Source organism: Legionella sheltonii (assembly GCF_026191355.1).
GTDB lineage: Bacteria > Pseudomonadota > Gammaproteobacteria > Legionellales > Legionellaceae > Legionella > Legionella sheltonii.
In genome coordinates this window covers 47,123-63,591 of sequence record NZ_JAPHOQ010000016.1, presented here as the reverse complement: position 1 = coordinate 63,591, position 16,469 = coordinate 47,123, and the positions used below count along the sequence as shown (strand labels likewise).

Here is a 16,469-nt window from a genome sequence, read left to right as displayed (position 1 = left end):
AAATTACTGTCTAGTACCTTTAAAAATTTATTTTTTATCTTTTTATACATCCTATTTACCACCCATATCATCTCGATCGGGGCAAGAATTTTCCCCCTGAAATGCAATGCTATTGCAGGGGGAAACTCGATTTTACTCTTGATGGGTTAGAAGTTTGTTTATTTTTTTAATTGGCTCAAAACTTCTTCTGCAGCCATTTGAGTTTTAACAATCTCATGTTCTCCATGTGCGCTGGAAACAAATCCAGCCTCATACATAGAAGGAGCAAAATAAACGCCTTTTCCTAACATTCCATGATAAAACTTTTTGAATAAAATTTCATCAGATGCAGCGATGTCAGCATAATCTGCAATGCGAGTTTTCTCCGTAAAACAAAAGCCAAACATTCCACCTAATGAAGCAGTAAAAAATGGAATATTTAATGTTTCAGCAACAGAGGCTAAAGCTTGGATTAACGCTTTTGTGGACTGACTTAACGAATCAAAAAATCCAGCTTTTTCGATTTCAGATAAAGTTGCAAGACCTGCGGCCATGGCTAATGGATTTCCAGAGAGTGTCCCTGCTTGATACACTGGCCCCTCAGGTGCTAGAAAGGACATTATTTCTGCTCTTCCACCTAAAGCACCGACTGGCATGCCCCCACCAATAACTTTACCCAGGGTAGTAATATCAGGAGTGATTCCAAATACGCCTTGAGCTCCAGTTAACCCCACTCTAAAACCAGTCATGACTTCATCGAAAATCAATAAGGCGTTGTATTGATCGCATAACTGGCGCAATCCCTGCAAAAATTCTAAATCTGGCAAAACGAAACCCATATTTCCCGCAACAGGTTCTAAAATCACTGCGGCGATGTCGTCAGGAAATTTTTCAAATAATTGTGCGGTTTGCTCTAGATCATTAAAATTGGCGGTTAAAGTATGTTCTGTAACACTTTGTGGAATTCCGGGCGTTGAGGGAATACCTAAGGTAAGAAGACCAGAGCCCGCTTTGACGAGTAAACTATCGCTGTGTCCATGATAACAACCATTAAATTTTATAAATTTATTTTTCTTGGTAACACCACGAGCCAACCGAATAGCAGTCATCGTGGCTTCAGTACCAGAATTCACCATCCGTACTTTTTCAATTGAAGGAATTAAAGAGATAATTTTTTCAGCCAAGAGTACTTCAAGTTCTGTAGGTGCTCCAAAACTCATACCGCTATGAAGCACCTTATTTACCGCTTCAATCACAGCCGGGTGACAATGACCAAGAATTAATGGTCCCCAAGACCCAACGTAATCAATGTATTCATTATTATCAACATCGACAAGGTATGCCCCCTTACCTTGTTTAAAAAAGATAGGATCACCACCAACCCCTTTAAAAGCTCGTACGGGTGAATTAACCCCACCAGGAATCAGGTCTTGGGCTTGATGAAATAAATCTGTTGAACGGGTCATAAAAATCTCCATAATTTTGCGATATAATAATACAGACATTGCGAAAAATTGGCAAAAAAAAGAGGTTAATCTTTACATTGGGTTCCACAATAGCTAAATTAAGCCCTTTTATAATGAGTACTATCATGCAAGAGTATAAAAAATATATTTGCGTCATCTGTGGTTTTATCTATGATGAAGCTGAAGGATGGCCAGAGGATGGAATTGAACCGGGTACACGTTGGGAAGATGTGCCAGAAAATTGGTTTTGTCCAGATTGTGGCGCCGGTAAAGAAGATTTTGACATGGTGGAAATGGAATAAGACTATAAGCCATCCCCAGCAAAGTATATAGCCCGGTTCGGCTGCTACCCCGGGCTAAGCAACCACATTATGATTTCCATCAACACTCAAGTTACGGTTTAACTACAACCAATAACACGATTGCTATTAAGAATAACGTTGGAATTTCATTATAAATGCGAAAAAAAAGTGCGCTTTTTTGATTTTTATTTTGAGCAAATGCTTTTAGATAATGTCCGCACAGCAGGTGATAAACCCATAAAAGAACAACAAGGCTCAATTTAGCATGCATCCATCCTGCCTTAAGGTAATAAGCAGGATTGTAGCTGAGCAACCACAATCCTAAGAGAGTGGTCAGTAATGCCGCAGGCCAGGTGATTCCGTAGTACAATCTTTTTTCCATTATTTGAAAACGGATAACACTTGTCTCGTCATAAGTATCCGCGTGATAAACAAATAATCTCGGTAAATAAAATAATCCAGCAAACCATGCAACTATCGCAATAATATGAAACGCTTTAATATATAACATAATTAATTTCCAGATTTCCGTTTACTTTTTTTTCGTGAATGCTTTAATAAATTAAGGGACTCAACTGATAAGGAAAAACCCATTGCAAAATAGATATACCCTCGAGGAATATGAAAAGAAAATCCATCGGCAACTAACACCATGCCAATTAGAATTAAATAACTCAAGGCAAGCATTTTAATCGTCGGGTGTTGTTTAATAAACGCACTAACCATTTCGCTTGCAAAAATCATAATAAAAATGGCACAAGTAATAGCTAGAGCCATAACCCAAAATCGAGAGGTCAAGCCCACGGCAGTTAAGACACTATCGAGAGAAAAGATAATATCCATGATTACAATCTGCAAAATAACCATCCTGAATGTTGCTTTAAATGAATGCTTTTTGTTTTCACTCACTAATACGCTATCTTCAGTGACATCCTGGTGAATTTCATCGGTAGCCTTCCAGATTAAGAAAGCACCGCCTAGCATGAGAAAAAAATCACGTGCAGAGAACGAAATCTGATTTATTGTCAGCAAGGGCTTAGTTAATTTGATCAAATCCACCGCAACCGCAAGTAAGAGCAACCGCATTATCCAGGAGAGGGTTAGCCCCCAACGCCTCGCTTTTTTTCTCTGCTCTGGAGGTAATCTTTCAGATAAAATGGACAAAATAACCAGGTTATCTATTCCTAAAACAATTTCTAATATGATTAAAACGATTAAACTCGCAATAACATCAATAAAATCCATCGAAGCCTCAGATGTCAGAAATTGAAAAACTATATGATATACTCTTAATCTAATAATTACCTAAGCTTTTCTGTAACCTTGACCATACAAATTTGACTTAAAAATAGATGTTTATAAAGGCAAATATTCACTTTATTCTTTTGCTTCGATATAATATTCAACGTTTCGTTAATCTTGTGAGATAAAGAGATCATCAAATTCATCAAAAAGCTGTTAAAGAAAAACAGAGCACATGTGCTTCCTGTTGCTTCAGCTTACATAATCCCAAGGAATAAACATTCCATATCTAAAGCGGACATTAGTAGCAACGCGCTCAAAGTACTGAACCGCCTAATTGGTGCTGGTTTTCAAGCCTATATTGTGGGCGGAAGTGTCCGAGATTTATTACTGCATAAAGCCCCCAAAGATTTCGATGTTGCAACCGATGCGACACCAAATCAAGTCAAGAATTTATTCAGAAATGGGCGAATTATTGGTCGGCGATTCAAGCTTGTTCATATACTTTTTCATCGAGAAATTATTGAAGTTGCCACCTTCCGAGGACACATGGCTGCTGATGAAAGCCAACAAACAAACGAACGCGGAATGCTGGTTCGTGATAATGCCTATGGCTCACTCGATGAAGATGCTTGGAGACGCGATTTCACAATTAACTCGCTGTACTACAATATTAATGATTCCACTATTATTGATTTTACTGGTGGTGTAAAAGACGTTGAGGAAAAGCTCATTCGTATGATTGGCGATCCAACAAAACGGTACCAGGAAGACCCCGTGCGGATGTTACGGGCGATTCGATTTAGTGCAAAATTAAATTTCAAACTTGCACCCGAAACAGAGGCTCCTTTCCCTGAAATTAGCCATCTCATAACGCATGTCTCCAATTCACGTTTATTCGATGAAATGACCAAATTATACCAATGCGGCAATGCTGAGGTGGTTCAAAAGCTGCTTATGCAATATGGTTTGTTTCAATATTTATGTCCACAAACCAATGCCCTATTAAACAGTTCGTATCCTGTAAATGCCTTATTAGCCATTGCTCTGGAAAATACCGATACGCGCATCAAGGAAGATAAACCAGTTACTCCGGCATTTTTATTTGCAGTCCTTTTATGGTTTCCTATGATTGAATGTTCAAAGGACTTACAAAAAACTGGAATTGATCCACTTCCATCTATAGAAAAAGCAATGTCACTGGTGCTTGCTGAGCAAAACAAAATTATTTCCATCCCCAGACGCTATACACAAATTATTCGTGAAATTTGGTTACTACAGTATCGTTTTGCCAAAAGACTCGGAGGAAGAGCCTTTAACCTCTTACAACATCCACGCTTTAGGGCAGCTTATGATTTTATGGCATTACGTGCTCTTGCAGGAGATGAGTCCATAGAGCTCGCACAATGGTGGACTGCGTTCCAGGACGCAGATGAGGCGGAACAAGCGAATATGGTTGCGCAATTAACACCTGACACGCATAAGCGTAAACGTCGACGTAAGCCAAAAAGCAAAAAAACAAGCGATTAATAATGAATGTTTGTTATTTAGGGTTGGGATCAAATCAGCACGTCCCTGAACGCCAACTTCGTAAAGCAATCAAATCAATAAAAGCGTTGCGCTGTACTGTCGTTACTAAAGTATCATCCTTTTATTGGTCTAAAGCCTGGGGATTACAAGGACAACAAGATTTTTGTAACGCAGTGGTTGAGCTTGCTACAGTTTTATCTCCCTTAGAACTACTCAATGCATGCCAAAAAATTGAAACGAAACAAGGAAGAATCCGGAAAAAACGCTGGGGTCCTAGAATTATTGATATAGATCTTCTTTTGTATGAAAATCGTGTTGTTCAATCTAAGAAACTCATCGTTCCTCATCCACACATTCACTCTCGAGATTTTGTTTTGACTCCTCTGAAGGAAATAAATCCTGGTTTCAGATGTAGCGCAATCGTGTAGTCTCAGCATAAATGACTAATTAGACACCATCAAATATCCACCATGATCAATCTCTAAAAAATATGGTCAATATAACACCACCTATCAGCCATTTAAACTAAATTATTTCATATTTTGTAATGTAAAATAGGTACTTATATCAAGGAATCTACTATTATTTACAATAATAAATACCATTGTGAGGCTTCTATGTATAAGAATATTTTATTTGCTACGGATTTGCTCAAGGAGCATAATCATCTCACAGAAAAAGCAATTTCTATTGCCAAACAGTTTAATGCTACATTATACCTGTTGCATGTTATAGAGCTTCCTGCGAGTTTCCAACTAGCCCAAGGTCTAGGTTTTACAGAATTAGCAAATCCTGCCAAAGATGATGCGCAAACCGTTTTAGCCTTACTGGGTGAAAATTATAATATCCCTCAAGAACAACAGTTTGTTGAAGTAGGCTCAGTCAAAGAACATATTTTTAATAAAGTTAAAGAATTAAATTGCCAGCTTATTATTATTGGAAGCCACTCTTCTATTGGTTTGCATTCCTTTTTAGGCAGTACAGCGCATGCTACGGTTAATCATGCCCCATGTGATGTTCTAACATTACGACTTTAATAATTAAATTTTTTTATCTGCGCTGTTATTAAAGGATTAATTATTATGCAAATGACATTTCTTGGCGCCAATGGAACTGTTACAGGTTCCAAGTACCTTCTTTCAGTTGATAAAAAAAATATTTTGGTGGATTGCGGGCTTTTTCAAGGTCCAAAGGAGTTACGTCTAAGAAATTGGAGCCCACTGCCGTTTAATCCCGAAATATTGGATGCTGTCATTCTCACACATGCCCATATTGATCATACCGGTTATCTACCTTTATTAGTAAAAAATGGTTTCAATAAACCCATTTATTGCACGTACGGAACTAAAGATTTATGTGAGCTCTTATTACGTGATAGTGCACATCTCCAAGAAGAAGATGCCAAACACGCCAATGAGTACCACTATTCAAAACATCACCCTGCTCTTCCTCTTTATACGCTTGAAGATGCTGAAAATGCATTAAAGCTGTTTCAGCCACATGCCTACAATAAAGTGATACAACTGAATAATAACCTAAGTGTTCAATTAATTCCTGCCGGGCACATTGTTGGTTCATCGTTTGTACGAATCCAATATCAGGATACATCGCTTCTTTTTAGTGGAGATTTAGGAAGAATGCATGATCCGGTAATGAAGAAACCTACAGAAGTTCAACAGGTTGATTACCTTGTCATTGAATCAACCTACGGTGATCGTCTGCATGAAAAAGAACCACCTAAGCAGACATTAAAAACGATTATTAATAAAACCATTCGGCGAGGCGGCTCAGTTATTATTCCTGCATTTGCTGTGGGTCGTTCGCAAGTATTATTGCATTATCTTTCTGAGTTAAGGAAAGAAAATGCGATTCCAGATGTTCCCATTTATTTAGATAGCCCTATGGCGATTAATGCAACGCAAATTTTATATAACCATCTAGAAGATCTTCGGTTAACCGAAAGCCAATGTCAGGAGCTCTGTGATGTTGCTACCTACGTGAGGGCCATGGATGAGTCGATTGAATTGGATTTAGATAAAACACCCAAGATTATTCTCTCTGCAAGCGGCATGGCATCTGGTGGTCGTATTGTATTTCATATTAGATCCTACGCTTCGGATCCACGTAATACTCTATTGTTTACTGGGTTCCAAGCAGAGGAAACACTAGGTGCAGAAATTCTTGCAGGTAAAAGGTTTATTGAAGCCCATGGCAAAATCATCCCCATAAATGCTCAAGTAGAAGCGATGCGAAGTACCTCAGCCCATGCCGATTATGGTGAAATACTCGGTTGGCTTAAACAATTCCAACAACCACCTAAAAAAACTTTTGTAACTCATGGAGAACCAGAGGCTGCACTTTCTTTAAAGAACAAAATTGAAACACAACTCGGTTGGGAATGTACTATTCCTGAGTATGAACAAAAAGAGCAATTATGAGTAAAAAGCACACAACTTTGACGCTTAAATACTTAGGAATTAATACGCATAAAGAACCTGTTATTTATATGCGAGAAGATTGTTATATTTGTATATCCGAAGGATTCACTGCCCAAACGCGTGTTCGGGTTATACTCAATAAGCGCTCTATTATTGCTACATTAAACACGGTAGAAACTGATTTATTAAGACACAATGAAGCCAGTCTTTCAAATTACGCATGGGAACTACTCTCTGCAAACGAAGGCGATGAGATTGCAGTAATTCATCCTCAACCACTAGATTCTCTTAGTTACATTCGCTCCAAAATTTATGGTAATGAATTAACTGCTGAACAGACAAGCCACATCATCAAAGACATTGTATCTGGACAACTTTCGGACATTAATATAGCAATGTATATCGCAGCGATCGGTGGTGACAGACTCTCACAGAAAGAAATTATTGATCTTACTCGAGCAATGATCCATTCTGGCCAACAATTATCTTGGGATCTTCCGTTTGTCGTGGATAAACATTCTGTGGGTGGCTTACCAGGAAATCGCACAACACCTATTGTTGTTTCAATTGTCGCTGCATTTGGCTTAGTAATTCCCAAGACCTCCTCACGGGCCATCACATCCCCAGCAGGAACAGCAGATACAATGGAAGTATTCACCAGGGTTAATTTAACACTCAATGAAATGAAAAAAGTTGTGGAGCAAGAAAACGGCTGCTTGGTTTGGGGAGGATCCATGTCATTAAGCCCTGCTGACGATTTACTAATCCGCATTGAACGAACTGCAAACATTGATAGCGAGGGACAAATGGTTGCCTCTATTTTGTCAAAAAAAATTGCTGCTGGCTCAAATCATCTAGTTATTGACATGCCTATAGGAACCACAGCTAAGGTTCGTTCCATTGAAAGGGCGGAATCTTTAAAAAAATTATTAGAGTGTGTTGCCGAAGAATTTGACCTCAAAATAAAAGTAATATTCAGCGATGGATCACAACCAGTAGGTCGTGGGATTGGGCCTGTTTTAGAGGCATTGGATGTATTATCCGTTTTAAATTGCGATAAAAATGCGCCACAAGATTTACGTGATCATGCTTTAGTATTGGCAGGTCATATCATAGAGTTTTCCCCTCAGGTCTTGCCAGGTCAAGGACTAAATATCGCAACTCATTTACTTAATAGTGGCAAGGCTTTAGCTAAATTTGAAGCAATTTGCCGGGCTCAAGGTGGTCTAAGAGAGATAAAAAAAGCACCGGTTGTTCACACAATTGAATCCACACGCTCAGGGATCGTGATTAACATTGATAATCGTCACATCTCTCAAATGGCAAAATTAGCTGGAGCACCAAAATCAAAAGCAGCAGGTGTTGAGTTATTAACAGAACTGCATTCGGTAGTCAAAAAATCTCAGCCCCTTTTTAGAATCTACGCAGAAACTCGTAGTGAACTCAATTATGCTCTTAATTTCCTAAAGCAAGGGCATGAAATATTTCAAATTGAGGCCAGTACATGAAAAAACCCATACTTTTTACATTATTTGGACATGATGAACTGGCGCACACAATCCAAAAAAAATGCAATTATGAGTTTGGGGAAATGAGCTTTCATCAATTTCCGGATGAAGAAACTGTGGTACAAGTTGACTCTGATGTGGCTCAGCGAATAGTCATATTTGTAATCAATCTGGTGCACCCCAACCCGAAAATTCTTCCACTTTTATTTGCTGCACAAACAGTGAAATCTTTAGGTGCATCCAAAATAATATTAATAGCTCCTTATCTTACTTATATGCGTCAAGATAAAGTATTTGAATCAGGTCAAGGCATTACTTCCACCTATTTTGCACAATTGATTTCCTCATATTTTGACGGCTTAATCACGATTGATCCGCACTTGCATCGTTGGAAAAATTTAAATGAAATTTATGAAATACCAACTACCGTGTTGCATGCGACCAATGCGATTGCCTCCTGGATCCATCAGCATGTACCCAATCCAATTCTTATTGGTCCTGATTCAGAAAGCGCGCAATGGGTTGAAACAATTGCATTAAAATCCAGTGCTCCTTTCACCATATTGGAGAAAAACAGGAAGAGCGATACCGAGGTTGAAATTTCCATTCCCGGGATAAATCAATATATTCAAGCAACCCCCATACTCATTGATGATATTATATCTAGTGGAATGACAATGATAGAAACATTGAAGCATATTCATTCCTTAATGATGCAACCCGCTATTTGTATCGGTGTTCATGCTATTTTTGCCGGCGCTGCGTATCAAAAACTTTTAGTTTCTCATGTATCCAAAATTATTAGTTGTAACACTATTCCTCATCCCTCAAATCACATTAATATAAGTCAAGATATCATTGATTTGCTACTCAAGTGGAACCTATAAATGAATAGAAGCGTTACACCTACAAATCCTATTAGTATCATTAAATCTACCGGTGAAAAAGTTCCCTTCAATCCTCATCGCATCTACCGCTCGTTAAAACGGGTTGGTGCGGACGAATCACTCATTAATAAAATTGTTAATGAAGTGACACAATCTGTAGTTGATGGAATGACTACACATGAAATTTATCGCATTGCATTTCGGCTTCTACGAAATCAGTCAAAAGCCTTGGCGGGTAAGTATCATCTAAAACGCGCGATTATGCAGCTCGGATTTTCTGGATATCCTTTTGAAAAATACGTCGCCGAGCTCATGCGACATCAAGGCTATAAGGTGCTTAATAATCAAATTACCAAGGGATATTGTGTCAACCATGAAGTTGATGTAGTTGGTGAACGTCAAAACGAACATGTTTTTGTCGAGTGCAAATACCATAATCGTTTAGGTCTTGCATGTGATGTAAAAATTACTTTGTATATCAAAGCTCGCTTTCTTGATATCGAGCAGGCGTATAACAAAAAGCCTGGAGAGACGATCCAAGGCTGGCTTGTTACTAATACTCGATTCACCAACGACGCAATACAATATGGTCAGTGCGCTGGCTTACATTTAATTAGCTGGGATTTTCCAGAAAAAGGCAGTTTAAAAGAGTTAATTGAGTTTTCAGGTTTATATCCTATCACCTGCATTACCAACTTTACAAAAGCAGAAATCGAAACATTACTTGCGGAAAATATACTCTTATGCAAAACAATTGCTGAAAATCCTGCACTTCTTAATAAATTAAATATTGGTGCAACACGAATGAAACAGATTATTTCACAATGCAAAGCGCTCTATAAATCTAGAAAATATGAAGGAGTGTAACCTCCGATTATAGTGTTATTATTTCTTACTTTTTTCTCTCTTTTTGACATGCTTCATTAATCTTCTTTTTTTATTCACTTGGCGTTGTGATAATTTAACTTTTTTATCCGCAAAAGGATTTGTTCCACCTTTAAATTCAAGTTTTAAAGGAGTTCCTACCAATCCCAAATGTTTAATAAATTCATTATTTAAATAACGCTTATAGCTATCAGGTAAATCAGCCAATTGATTTCCATGAATTACAATCACAGGAGGATTGTGACCACCAAGATGAGCATATCTCAATTTTATTCTGCGCCCACTCACGCAAGGAGGAGTATGTTTGGTGCTAAGATCCTGAAGTAAGCGTGTTAATCTGGGCGTAGAAAAAGATTGGACTGCTGAAGCATAAGCTTCATTTATGTCTTTAAATAAGCTACCCACTCCGCTGCCATGTAAAGCAGATATAAATCGAATTTTTGCAAAATTTGCAAAATGCAATCTTCTGGATAATTCACTTTTTACCTTTTCCTTATGTTCCTCATCCAGACCGTCCCACTTATTTACTGCAATAACTAAAGCCTTACCGGATTCAATAATAAAACCAATCAAATTCATGTCTTGATCAGTAATTCCTTCCCTTGCATCAAGAAGTTGTAGACACACATTAGATTCTTCAATGGCTTTCAATGTTTTAATTACTGAGAACTTTTCTATTTTTTCATCAATTCGAGATTTTCTGCGTACACCCGCTGTATCAATCAGAACATATTTCTGCTCATCACGAACAAAAGGAATTGCGATACTGTCTCTGGTTGTACCAGGCATATCATAAACTACAACCCGCTCTTCACCCAAAATGCGGTTAATCAAAGTTGACTTCCCAACATTAGGACGACCAGCAAAGGCAATTTTAATTGCATTATCTTCTTCAGTTGCCTCATCTTGCGATGCAAATGGTGCTAATACATTATCAAGGAGCTCTCTAATACCGCTACCATGGGATGATGAAATGGAATGAATATCTACAATACCCAAGGCATGGAAATCAGCACAAGCCACATCATCATCCATCTGTTCCGTTTTATTAACCACGAGATGTATCTTTTTACTTAATTTACGCAAATTATTGGCAATTTTTTCATCTATACCAGTCAGGCCTGAGCGTCCATCAACTAAAAAAAGAACAACATCCGCTTCATTCAGTGCTATCTCTGATTGTTTCGACATTAAATTATCAACAGCAATATCGTCAACACCAATACCACCAGTATCAACAACGATATAGTGTTTATTATCATGCTGGGCTTGGCCATACTGCCTATCGCGAGTTAAGCCAGGAAAATCAGCAACGAGGGCATCTTGCGTCTTCGTTAACCTATTAAATAAGGTAGACTTACCAACATTAGGACGCCCAACAAGTGCAATCACAGGGATCATTTATTAACTCACAGATAATTGATTAAGCATTCCATTGTCTGTTAATACATATAACTTTCTTCCAACCACGCTTGGAGAAATACTGACACCACCTGAAACTTTTGAACGAGCTATAATTTCACCAGTCTGAGCATCAATAAAATGGAGATAGCCCGTTTTATCCCCTACAACCAAATCATTTTTCACCAGCGCTGGTTCAGTCAATCCTCTTGCTTTCAGACTGGTTTGTTTCCAATTAACTTGGCCATTGCGCTTATCAATAGACCATAAGACATCATGACTATCCGTTATATACAAGGTACTACCATTTAATACCATATTTTTATAGACAGAACCTGGCTTTCTCCAAATAAATTGTCCATCAGTCAAAGAAAGTGCACCAATATATCCCTGATAACTCGCAAGATACACTACATTATTGTCGATAATTGGATCAGCGTCGATATCGACTAAGCGCTCTACATCACTGGAGCCCGAGGCATATGCAATACTTCGTTGCCATACTAATCGCCCTGTTTCTCGATCGTATGCATCCAATTTACCATCAGAAAAACCAATTAACACTAGATTTCCCATAGCAACAGGAGACGAGCCGGCCTTAAGAATTAAGCTCGGTGCTCCATGCTCTGCCATCCACGACTGCTTACCGTCTGCGGCATTAAATGCATAAACTCTACCATCGATTGTCTTAACGATTACTTTTTTACCTAGAATAGTAGGGGGCGATAAAATTTCTCCAGTAACCTTGGCGTGCCACAATTTTCTACCATCATTTTGATTTAGCACTACTAATGATGAGTTATTAGTGCCTACAGCAATATATCCATGAGCTACAGCAGGACCACTAACTAAACCATGCTTCAGCTCTGTAGCCCATTTTACTTTACCATTATGTTTATTAATTGCTTGTACTAAACCACTAGTGTCTGCAGTATAAATAACACCGCCACTGACTACAGGTTTTATCCTTAGATATTCTTTATTTTTAGAAGCCTTACCTGCAGCAGTAGTCCAATTTTGCTCCACTTTAATTTTATCTTTAACTTGCTTCAGCTCTTTAGGTTGTGGCGTATTGTCTTTACCTAACATGTAATCATCAAGTTTTGAACATCCCTGAATTAAGGTACAGAGAATTAAAATAAATAATTTCATTTTCATGAAAATTAAACCTCAAATTTGTGCTATACAAAATATATCAATAATTGTGATATCCGCTTTGAATTTACATCCTGAGCAAACGCGAAAAACAAGGAAAATTAGACGTTTCACGCCACTGCTTACAGGCACCTATTTAATAGTTATGCAGACTCGACCTTTTTATTCTCAGAAATCATTGAATGTGATTTACTTGCTATCGCATTAGTTTTCATTTCTAAAAATAAATTACCCATTCCATTATTTTTCACTTCATCCAAAGCCAGTTTGTAGGAAGTCATGGCTTCCTGATATTGACCAGTAGCTCCATAAATATCACCTTTTAATTCATTAATGACTGGTAAATAAGTATTATCATCGACACTGCTCAGTTCCTTAAGGGCATTTGTATAAGATTTTTCTGCGGCCAAAATTCGTGCCAAACGGATCTTGGCGATCTGCTTTAAAGACATCATCTTACTGTTTGCTGCAACAGCTTGTAGCTCTTCTGTTGCCTTATCCAGTTTATTTTTCGATACGTAAATTTTCGCAAGAGTCATATGTGCTGCATCAGCATAGACTGTATTACTGTGTTCATGAATCAATTCATTCGCATAGGCTCGTACCGATTTAATATTTTGATTCGACAGAGCAACCATCATTTGTTCATAGGCAATTGATGCCTGTTGTGTCAGCTTTTCCTGATGCCAATGCAAATATCGATATCCTGCAATACCAAAGAGGATAAGCGATAATACTACGGTGACAAGATTACCGTATTGCTTCCACCATTTTTTTATCGATTCTAATTGTTCCTCTTCAGTCATATAAACTGACATAGCGTTCTCCTACCTCACTCGAAATAATCTTTTAATACTTGATTGATCATATTTTGATCCACAGTAATTTGCTCCGCTTCATTACGTAAATCTTTAATACTGATTTGTTGATTTGCTAATTCATTTTCACCTAAAATTAAAGCGAGTCGTGCACCACTTTTATCTGCTTTTTTGAATTGGCTTTTGAAACTACCACCCGCAGTATTTACGGATACTTCAATTTCTGGATAAGCGCTACGTATCAATTCAGAAATTACAAGTCCTTTTATCACCGCCTGATCATTGTCAGTAATAATATACAATGCATTCTTTTTTCTCTCTTCCTTCAGAAGAGTCAATGTTTCCATCAACAAGTATATTCTCTCTATACCTAATGCAAAACCTACAGCAGACGTTGGATTACCGCCTAATTGTTCCACCAATATATCATATCGTCCTCCGGCACAGACAGTAGCCTGGCTACCTAATTTATCAGTTACCCACTCAAAGACGGTATGTCCATAATAATCGAGCCCCCTGACTAAAACAGGATTGACTACATAAGGTACCTTTAATTCCTCCAAACCCTCACAAAATGACTGAAAATGCTCACGACTTTTTCCATCAAGAACATCCATTAATTTTGGTGCGTTAGCCAATAACTGCTGCATTTCAGGGTTTTTACTGTCCAAAATCCTTAATGGGTTGCGAGTTAATCGGCGCTTGCTGTCCTCATCCAACTGATTTTCATGATCTGTCAAATACTCGACAAGAATTTTTTTATAACGCTGGCGTTCCTCTAACTCACCCAAGGTATTCACCTGTAACTGCACCGAATCGGCAAATCCTAATTGCTCCCAAAATTTACGACAAATTGAAATTAACTCCAATTCAACCATTGCACCGGGTATTCCAAAAACCTCCACACCTAATTGATTGAATTGTCGATATCGTCCTTTCTGAGGTCTTTCATGACGAAACATAGGGCCTAGATACCACAATTTTTGCTGTTGATTATGCAAAAGCCCGTTTTGCAAGCAAGCACGAACACAGCCTGCAGTACCTTCGGGTCTTAAGGTAATACTGTCCCCATTTAAGTCATTAAAAGTATACATTTCTTTTTCGACTATATCGGTTACTTCACCTATAGTCCGTTTGAATAATTGGGTACTTTCAACAAGTGGAAAACGGATTTCCTGATAACCAAAACTAGACAACACCCTCACAAAGATTTGCTCAATAGTTCGCCAAGATGCCGTTGCATCAGGCAAAATATCATTCATTCCTCGTATTGCTTGAATTCGCTCAGCCACCTATTTTCTCCAAAGGAGACATTTCCTGTTTAGGATTTAATAATGATTGCATTTTTGATATATCAGTAAGCTTCAGCTCCGTAGTTTCCATTGCTGGTGTTTGATTTAACGATAAATCAGCAGGAGCATTTTTGGCAGGAAATACCTGTTGGGTATCCCTATTTTTTTGCCACCAAACACCTACAGCAACGATCACACCTAAAGCAAATAAAATTGTAAACCATCGAATAACGTGTTCTGCCTTATGAGATTCACGTTTACTTTGCTGCCATAAGAGCGCGCGATCCGATTTTTTCTCAACAACAAACTGCTCATTAAATATGGCTAAATAAGGCTCAGGGGAAGTACCTAGTAATTTAGCATAGGCACGCAAGTAACCTTTAACAAAAACAGGTTCTGGTAACAAATGAAATTCATTGTTTTCAATTAATTCAATTATACGAGCCCTTAAATGCAATTTATTGGCAACATACTCAACTGTATATCCTTTTTGTTGGCGTATACTAGCAAGTTGCTCGCCTGGATTCTTATCATGCTCTATTATATTTTCATCCAGCGTGGTTGTTGTATTCATTATTTACTCCACTATTATCGATATTGGAATTCAAATTATTTATGCTTTGTTCATATGCTGCAGCTATAGCATGTTGCCCAACTTTATCAGAGGCTTCTTTGGCCAAAATTAATAATGCCTTATCATTCAAAACGAGCTCAGGATGCTTCTGTACCAGAGCAAATGCCTCTGAATCATGTCCCATTTTAAGTTCAAGTTTTAGTAATTCGTAAAAAGACACTTTTCGAGAGGGGTCCTGATTTAATGCTTTTGCGAAATAGCTCTTGGCTTTATCTTCATTGGGAGCTGATAGCGCACAAAGACCTGCATTTTCATAAGCTCCTGCAGTATTCAAATATTTTAAATCATTAACCGCTTTTAAAAAGTAAGCTTCAGCTTTTTTATAATCACCTTGTCTGCATAGAAAAGCCCCGTAATTATTAAGCTGGGGGCCGCCGTTTCCTGCTACCGACAGTGCTTTTAAATAATATTTCTCTGCTTGATCCAACTCTTTTGTTTGTTCAAAATAGTAAGCCATCGCCGAATTAACATCAGGTGAATTCGGTTCTTGCTCTAATGCTGTAATCAGCTTTTTCTTCGCCCTCGGTCTATCACCTTGTTTTAAATAACCTAATCCCAACTGAACATTATATGACGCAGCCTTACTGAGATCCGGTTTTTTTAAATTCTGTGTTTCACTTTCTTCATCATGCGCACATGCCTGCAAAAACAGACAGGTTACAATCAACAAGAGATAAAACTTTTTAAACACAATATTTCACACTAAGGTTAGAAATGATTGCGCATTATAACCGCTTACAAATAAATTAAAAATGATTTGTCACAAATAATGACTTTTACTGTAATTCACATAACAAAATTGGGGCCTAGAGACAATGAAACGACACTTCCATCATCACTAGAATAGCGACAGATGCCCACCACTAGCACCGTGTTACGATGTGAAGTCCTTCGCTATACTGGGATTACGTCAAAAAGATCTCGGATTTATG

The 16,469-nt window shown here is 38.0% G+C and carries 17 protein-coding genes; 8 read left to right on the top strand and 9 right to left on the bottom strand.

The window, feature by feature from the left end; translation table 11 throughout:
• Positions 1-158: 158 nt before the first annotated feature.
• The gene (gene hemL, locus OQJ26_RS16760; RefSeq protein WP_265704867.1) at positions 159-1,445 is read right to left on the bottom strand and encodes a glutamate-1-semialdehyde 2,1-aminomutase; all 1,287 of its coding nucleotides are present in this window, start codon (positions 1,443-1,445) and stop codon (positions 159-161) included.
• A gap of 125 nt (positions 1,446-1,570) precedes the next feature.
• Between hemL and OQJ26_RS16755 the strand changes: the two genes are divergently transcribed.
• Positions 1,571-1,747: a rubredoxin gene (locus tag OQJ26_RS16755; protein ID WP_019232400.1), complete on the top strand. Its 177-nt coding sequence runs from the start codon at positions 1,571-1,573 to the stop codon at positions 1,745-1,747.
• Positions 1,748-1,838: 91 nt separating this feature from the next.
• Here OQJ26_RS16755 and hemJ read toward each other — a convergent pair whose 3' ends face one another.
• Both hemJ and OQJ26_RS16745 read right to left on the bottom strand, forming a co-directional pair.
• The gene (gene hemJ / locus OQJ26_RS16750; protein WP_265704866.1) at positions 1,839-2,258 is read right to left on the bottom strand and encodes a protoporphyrinogen oxidase HemJ; all 420 of its coding nucleotides are present in this window, start codon (positions 2,256-2,258) and stop codon (positions 1,839-1,841) included.
• A 2-nt stretch (positions 2,259-2,260) separates the two neighbouring features.
• Positions 2,261-2,992, bottom strand: coding sequence for a TerC family protein (locus OQJ26_RS16745; RefSeq protein ID WP_265704865.1), 732 nt, complete (start codon positions 2,990-2,992; stop codon positions 2,261-2,263).
• A 234-nt stretch (positions 2,993-3,226) separates the two neighbouring features.
• Between OQJ26_RS16745 and pcnB the strand changes: the two genes are divergently transcribed.
• The 7 genes from pcnB to OQJ26_RS16710 all read left to right on the top strand — a co-directional run bounded on the left by pcnB (position 3,227) and on the right by OQJ26_RS16710 (position 10,219).
• Positions 3,227-4,519 (top strand): polynucleotide adenylyltransferase PcnB, encoded by a 1,293-nt coding sequence (pcnB, locus tag OQJ26_RS16740; protein WP_265704864.1) that lies wholly within the window; start codon positions 3,227-3,229, stop codon positions 4,517-4,519.
• Between the two features lie 2 nt (positions 4,520-4,521).
• Complete coding sequence (gene folK / locus OQJ26_RS16735) at positions 4,522-4,947, top strand: 2-amino-4-hydroxy-6-hydroxymethyldihydropteridine diphosphokinase (RefSeq protein ID WP_265704863.1); 426 nt, start codon at positions 4,522-4,524, stop codon at positions 4,945-4,947.
• A gap of 189 nt (positions 4,948-5,136) precedes the next feature.
• Entirely contained in the window at positions 5,137-5,556 is a 420-nt protein-coding gene (locus OQJ26_RS16730) for a universal stress protein (protein ID WP_265704862.1), read from the top strand.
• 45 nt (positions 5,557-5,601) lie between these two features.
• Complete coding sequence (locus tag OQJ26_RS16725; RefSeq protein ID WP_265704861.1) at positions 5,602-6,957, top strand: MBL fold metallo-hydrolase RNA specificity domain-containing protein; 1,356 nt, start codon at positions 5,602-5,604, stop codon at positions 6,955-6,957.
• Positions 6,954-8,465: a thymidine phosphorylase family protein gene (locus OQJ26_RS16720; RefSeq protein ID WP_265704860.1), complete on the top strand. Its 1,512-nt coding sequence runs from the start codon at positions 6,954-6,956 to the stop codon at positions 8,463-8,465. The genes OQJ26_RS16725 and OQJ26_RS16720 overlap by 4 nt, the downstream gene beginning before the upstream one ends.
• Positions 8,462-9,352 (top strand): ribose-phosphate diphosphokinase, encoded by an 891-nt coding sequence (locus tag OQJ26_RS16715; protein ID WP_265704859.1) that lies wholly within the window; start codon positions 8,462-8,464, stop codon positions 9,350-9,352. The genes OQJ26_RS16720 and OQJ26_RS16715 overlap by 4 nt, the downstream gene beginning before the upstream one ends.
• Positions 9,353-10,219, top strand: a complete 867-nt coding sequence (locus tag OQJ26_RS16710; RefSeq protein ID WP_265704858.1) for an ATP cone domain-containing protein — start codon at positions 9,353-9,355, stop codon at positions 10,217-10,219.
• An 18-nt stretch (positions 10,220-10,237) separates the two neighbouring features.
• Here OQJ26_RS16710 and der read toward each other — a convergent pair whose 3' ends face one another.
• From der to pilW, 6 genes are all read right to left on the bottom strand, one after another.
• Positions 10,238-11,638, bottom strand: a complete 1,401-nt coding sequence (gene der / locus OQJ26_RS16705; protein ID WP_265704857.1) for a ribosome biogenesis GTPase Der — start codon at positions 11,636-11,638, stop codon at positions 10,238-10,240.
• A 3-nt stretch (positions 11,639-11,641) separates the two neighbouring features.
• Complete coding sequence (gene bamB, locus OQJ26_RS16700; protein WP_265704856.1) at positions 11,642-12,796, bottom strand: outer membrane protein assembly factor BamB; 1,155 nt, start codon at positions 12,794-12,796, stop codon at positions 11,642-11,644.
• Positions 12,797-12,936: 140 nt separating this feature from the next.
• Complete coding sequence (locus OQJ26_RS16695; RefSeq protein ID WP_265704855.1) at positions 12,937-13,611, bottom strand: YfgM family protein; 675 nt, start codon at positions 13,609-13,611, stop codon at positions 12,937-12,939.
• A 14-nt stretch (positions 13,612-13,625) separates the two neighbouring features.
• On the bottom strand, positions 13,626-14,903 hold the full coding sequence (gene hisS, locus OQJ26_RS16690) for a histidine--tRNA ligase (RefSeq protein WP_265704854.1): 1,278 nt from the start codon (positions 14,901-14,903) through the stop codon (positions 13,626-13,628).
• The gene (locus OQJ26_RS16685) at positions 14,896-15,477 is read right to left on the bottom strand and encodes a helix-turn-helix domain-containing protein (RefSeq protein ID WP_265704853.1); all 582 of its coding nucleotides are present in this window, start codon (positions 15,475-15,477) and stop codon (positions 14,896-14,898) included. The genes hisS and OQJ26_RS16685 overlap by 8 nt, the downstream gene beginning before the upstream one ends.
• Complete coding sequence (pilW, locus tag OQJ26_RS16680) at positions 15,452-16,228, bottom strand: type IV pilus biogenesis/stability protein PilW (RefSeq protein ID WP_265704852.1); 777 nt, start codon at positions 16,226-16,228, stop codon at positions 15,452-15,454. Before pilW ends, OQJ26_RS16685 begins: the two co-directional genes overlap by 26 nt.
• Between the last annotated feature and the right edge of the window lie 241 nt (positions 16,229-16,469).

Excerpts from the sequence above, each read along its gene's own strand:
- hemL (WP_265704867.1), bottom strand. The coding sequence starts at position 1,445 with ATGACCCGTTCAACAGATTTATTTCATCAAGCCCAAGACCTGATTCCT.
- OQJ26_RS16755 (WP_019232400.1), top strand. The coding sequence starts at position 1,571 with ATGCAAGAGTATAAAAAATATATTTGCGTCATCTGTGGTTTTATCTAT.
- hemJ (WP_265704866.1), bottom strand. The coding sequence starts at position 2,258 with ATGTTATATATTAAAGCGTTTCATATTATTGCGATAGTTGCATGGTTT.
- OQJ26_RS16745 (WP_265704865.1), bottom strand. The coding sequence starts at position 2,992 with ATGGATTTTATTGATGTTATTGCGAGTTTAATCGTTTTAATCATATTA.
- folK (WP_265704863.1), top strand. The coding sequence starts at position 4,522 with ATGAATGTTTGTTATTTAGGGTTGGGATCAAATCAGCACGTCCCTGAA.
- OQJ26_RS16730 (WP_265704862.1), top strand. The coding sequence starts at position 5,137 with ATGTATAAGAATATTTTATTTGCTACGGATTTGCTCAAGGAGCATAAT.
- OQJ26_RS16725 (WP_265704861.1), top strand. The coding sequence starts at position 5,602 with ATGCAAATGACATTTCTTGGCGCCAATGGAACTGTTACAGGTTCCAAG.
- OQJ26_RS16720 (WP_265704860.1), top strand. The coding sequence starts at position 6,954 with ATGAGTAAAAAGCACACAACTTTGACGCTTAAATACTTAGGAATTAAT.
- OQJ26_RS16715 (WP_265704859.1), top strand. The coding sequence starts at position 8,462 with ATGAAAAAACCCATACTTTTTACATTATTTGGACATGATGAACTGGCG.
- OQJ26_RS16710 (WP_265704858.1), top strand. The coding sequence starts at position 9,353 with ATGAATAGAAGCGTTACACCTACAAATCCTATTAGTATCATTAAATCT.
- der (WP_265704857.1), bottom strand. The coding sequence starts at position 11,638 with ATGATCCCTGTGATTGCACTTGTTGGGCGTCCTAATGTTGGTAAGTCT.
- bamB (WP_265704856.1), bottom strand. The coding sequence starts at position 12,796 with ATGAAAATGAAATTATTTATTTTAATTCTCTGTACCTTAATTCAGGGA.
- OQJ26_RS16695 (WP_265704855.1), bottom strand. The coding sequence starts at position 13,611 with ATGTCAGTTTATATGACTGAAGAGGAACAATTAGAATCGATAAAAAAA.
- OQJ26_RS16685 (WP_265704853.1), bottom strand. The coding sequence starts at position 15,477 with ATGAATACAACAACCACGCTGGATGAAAATATAATAGAGCATGATAAG.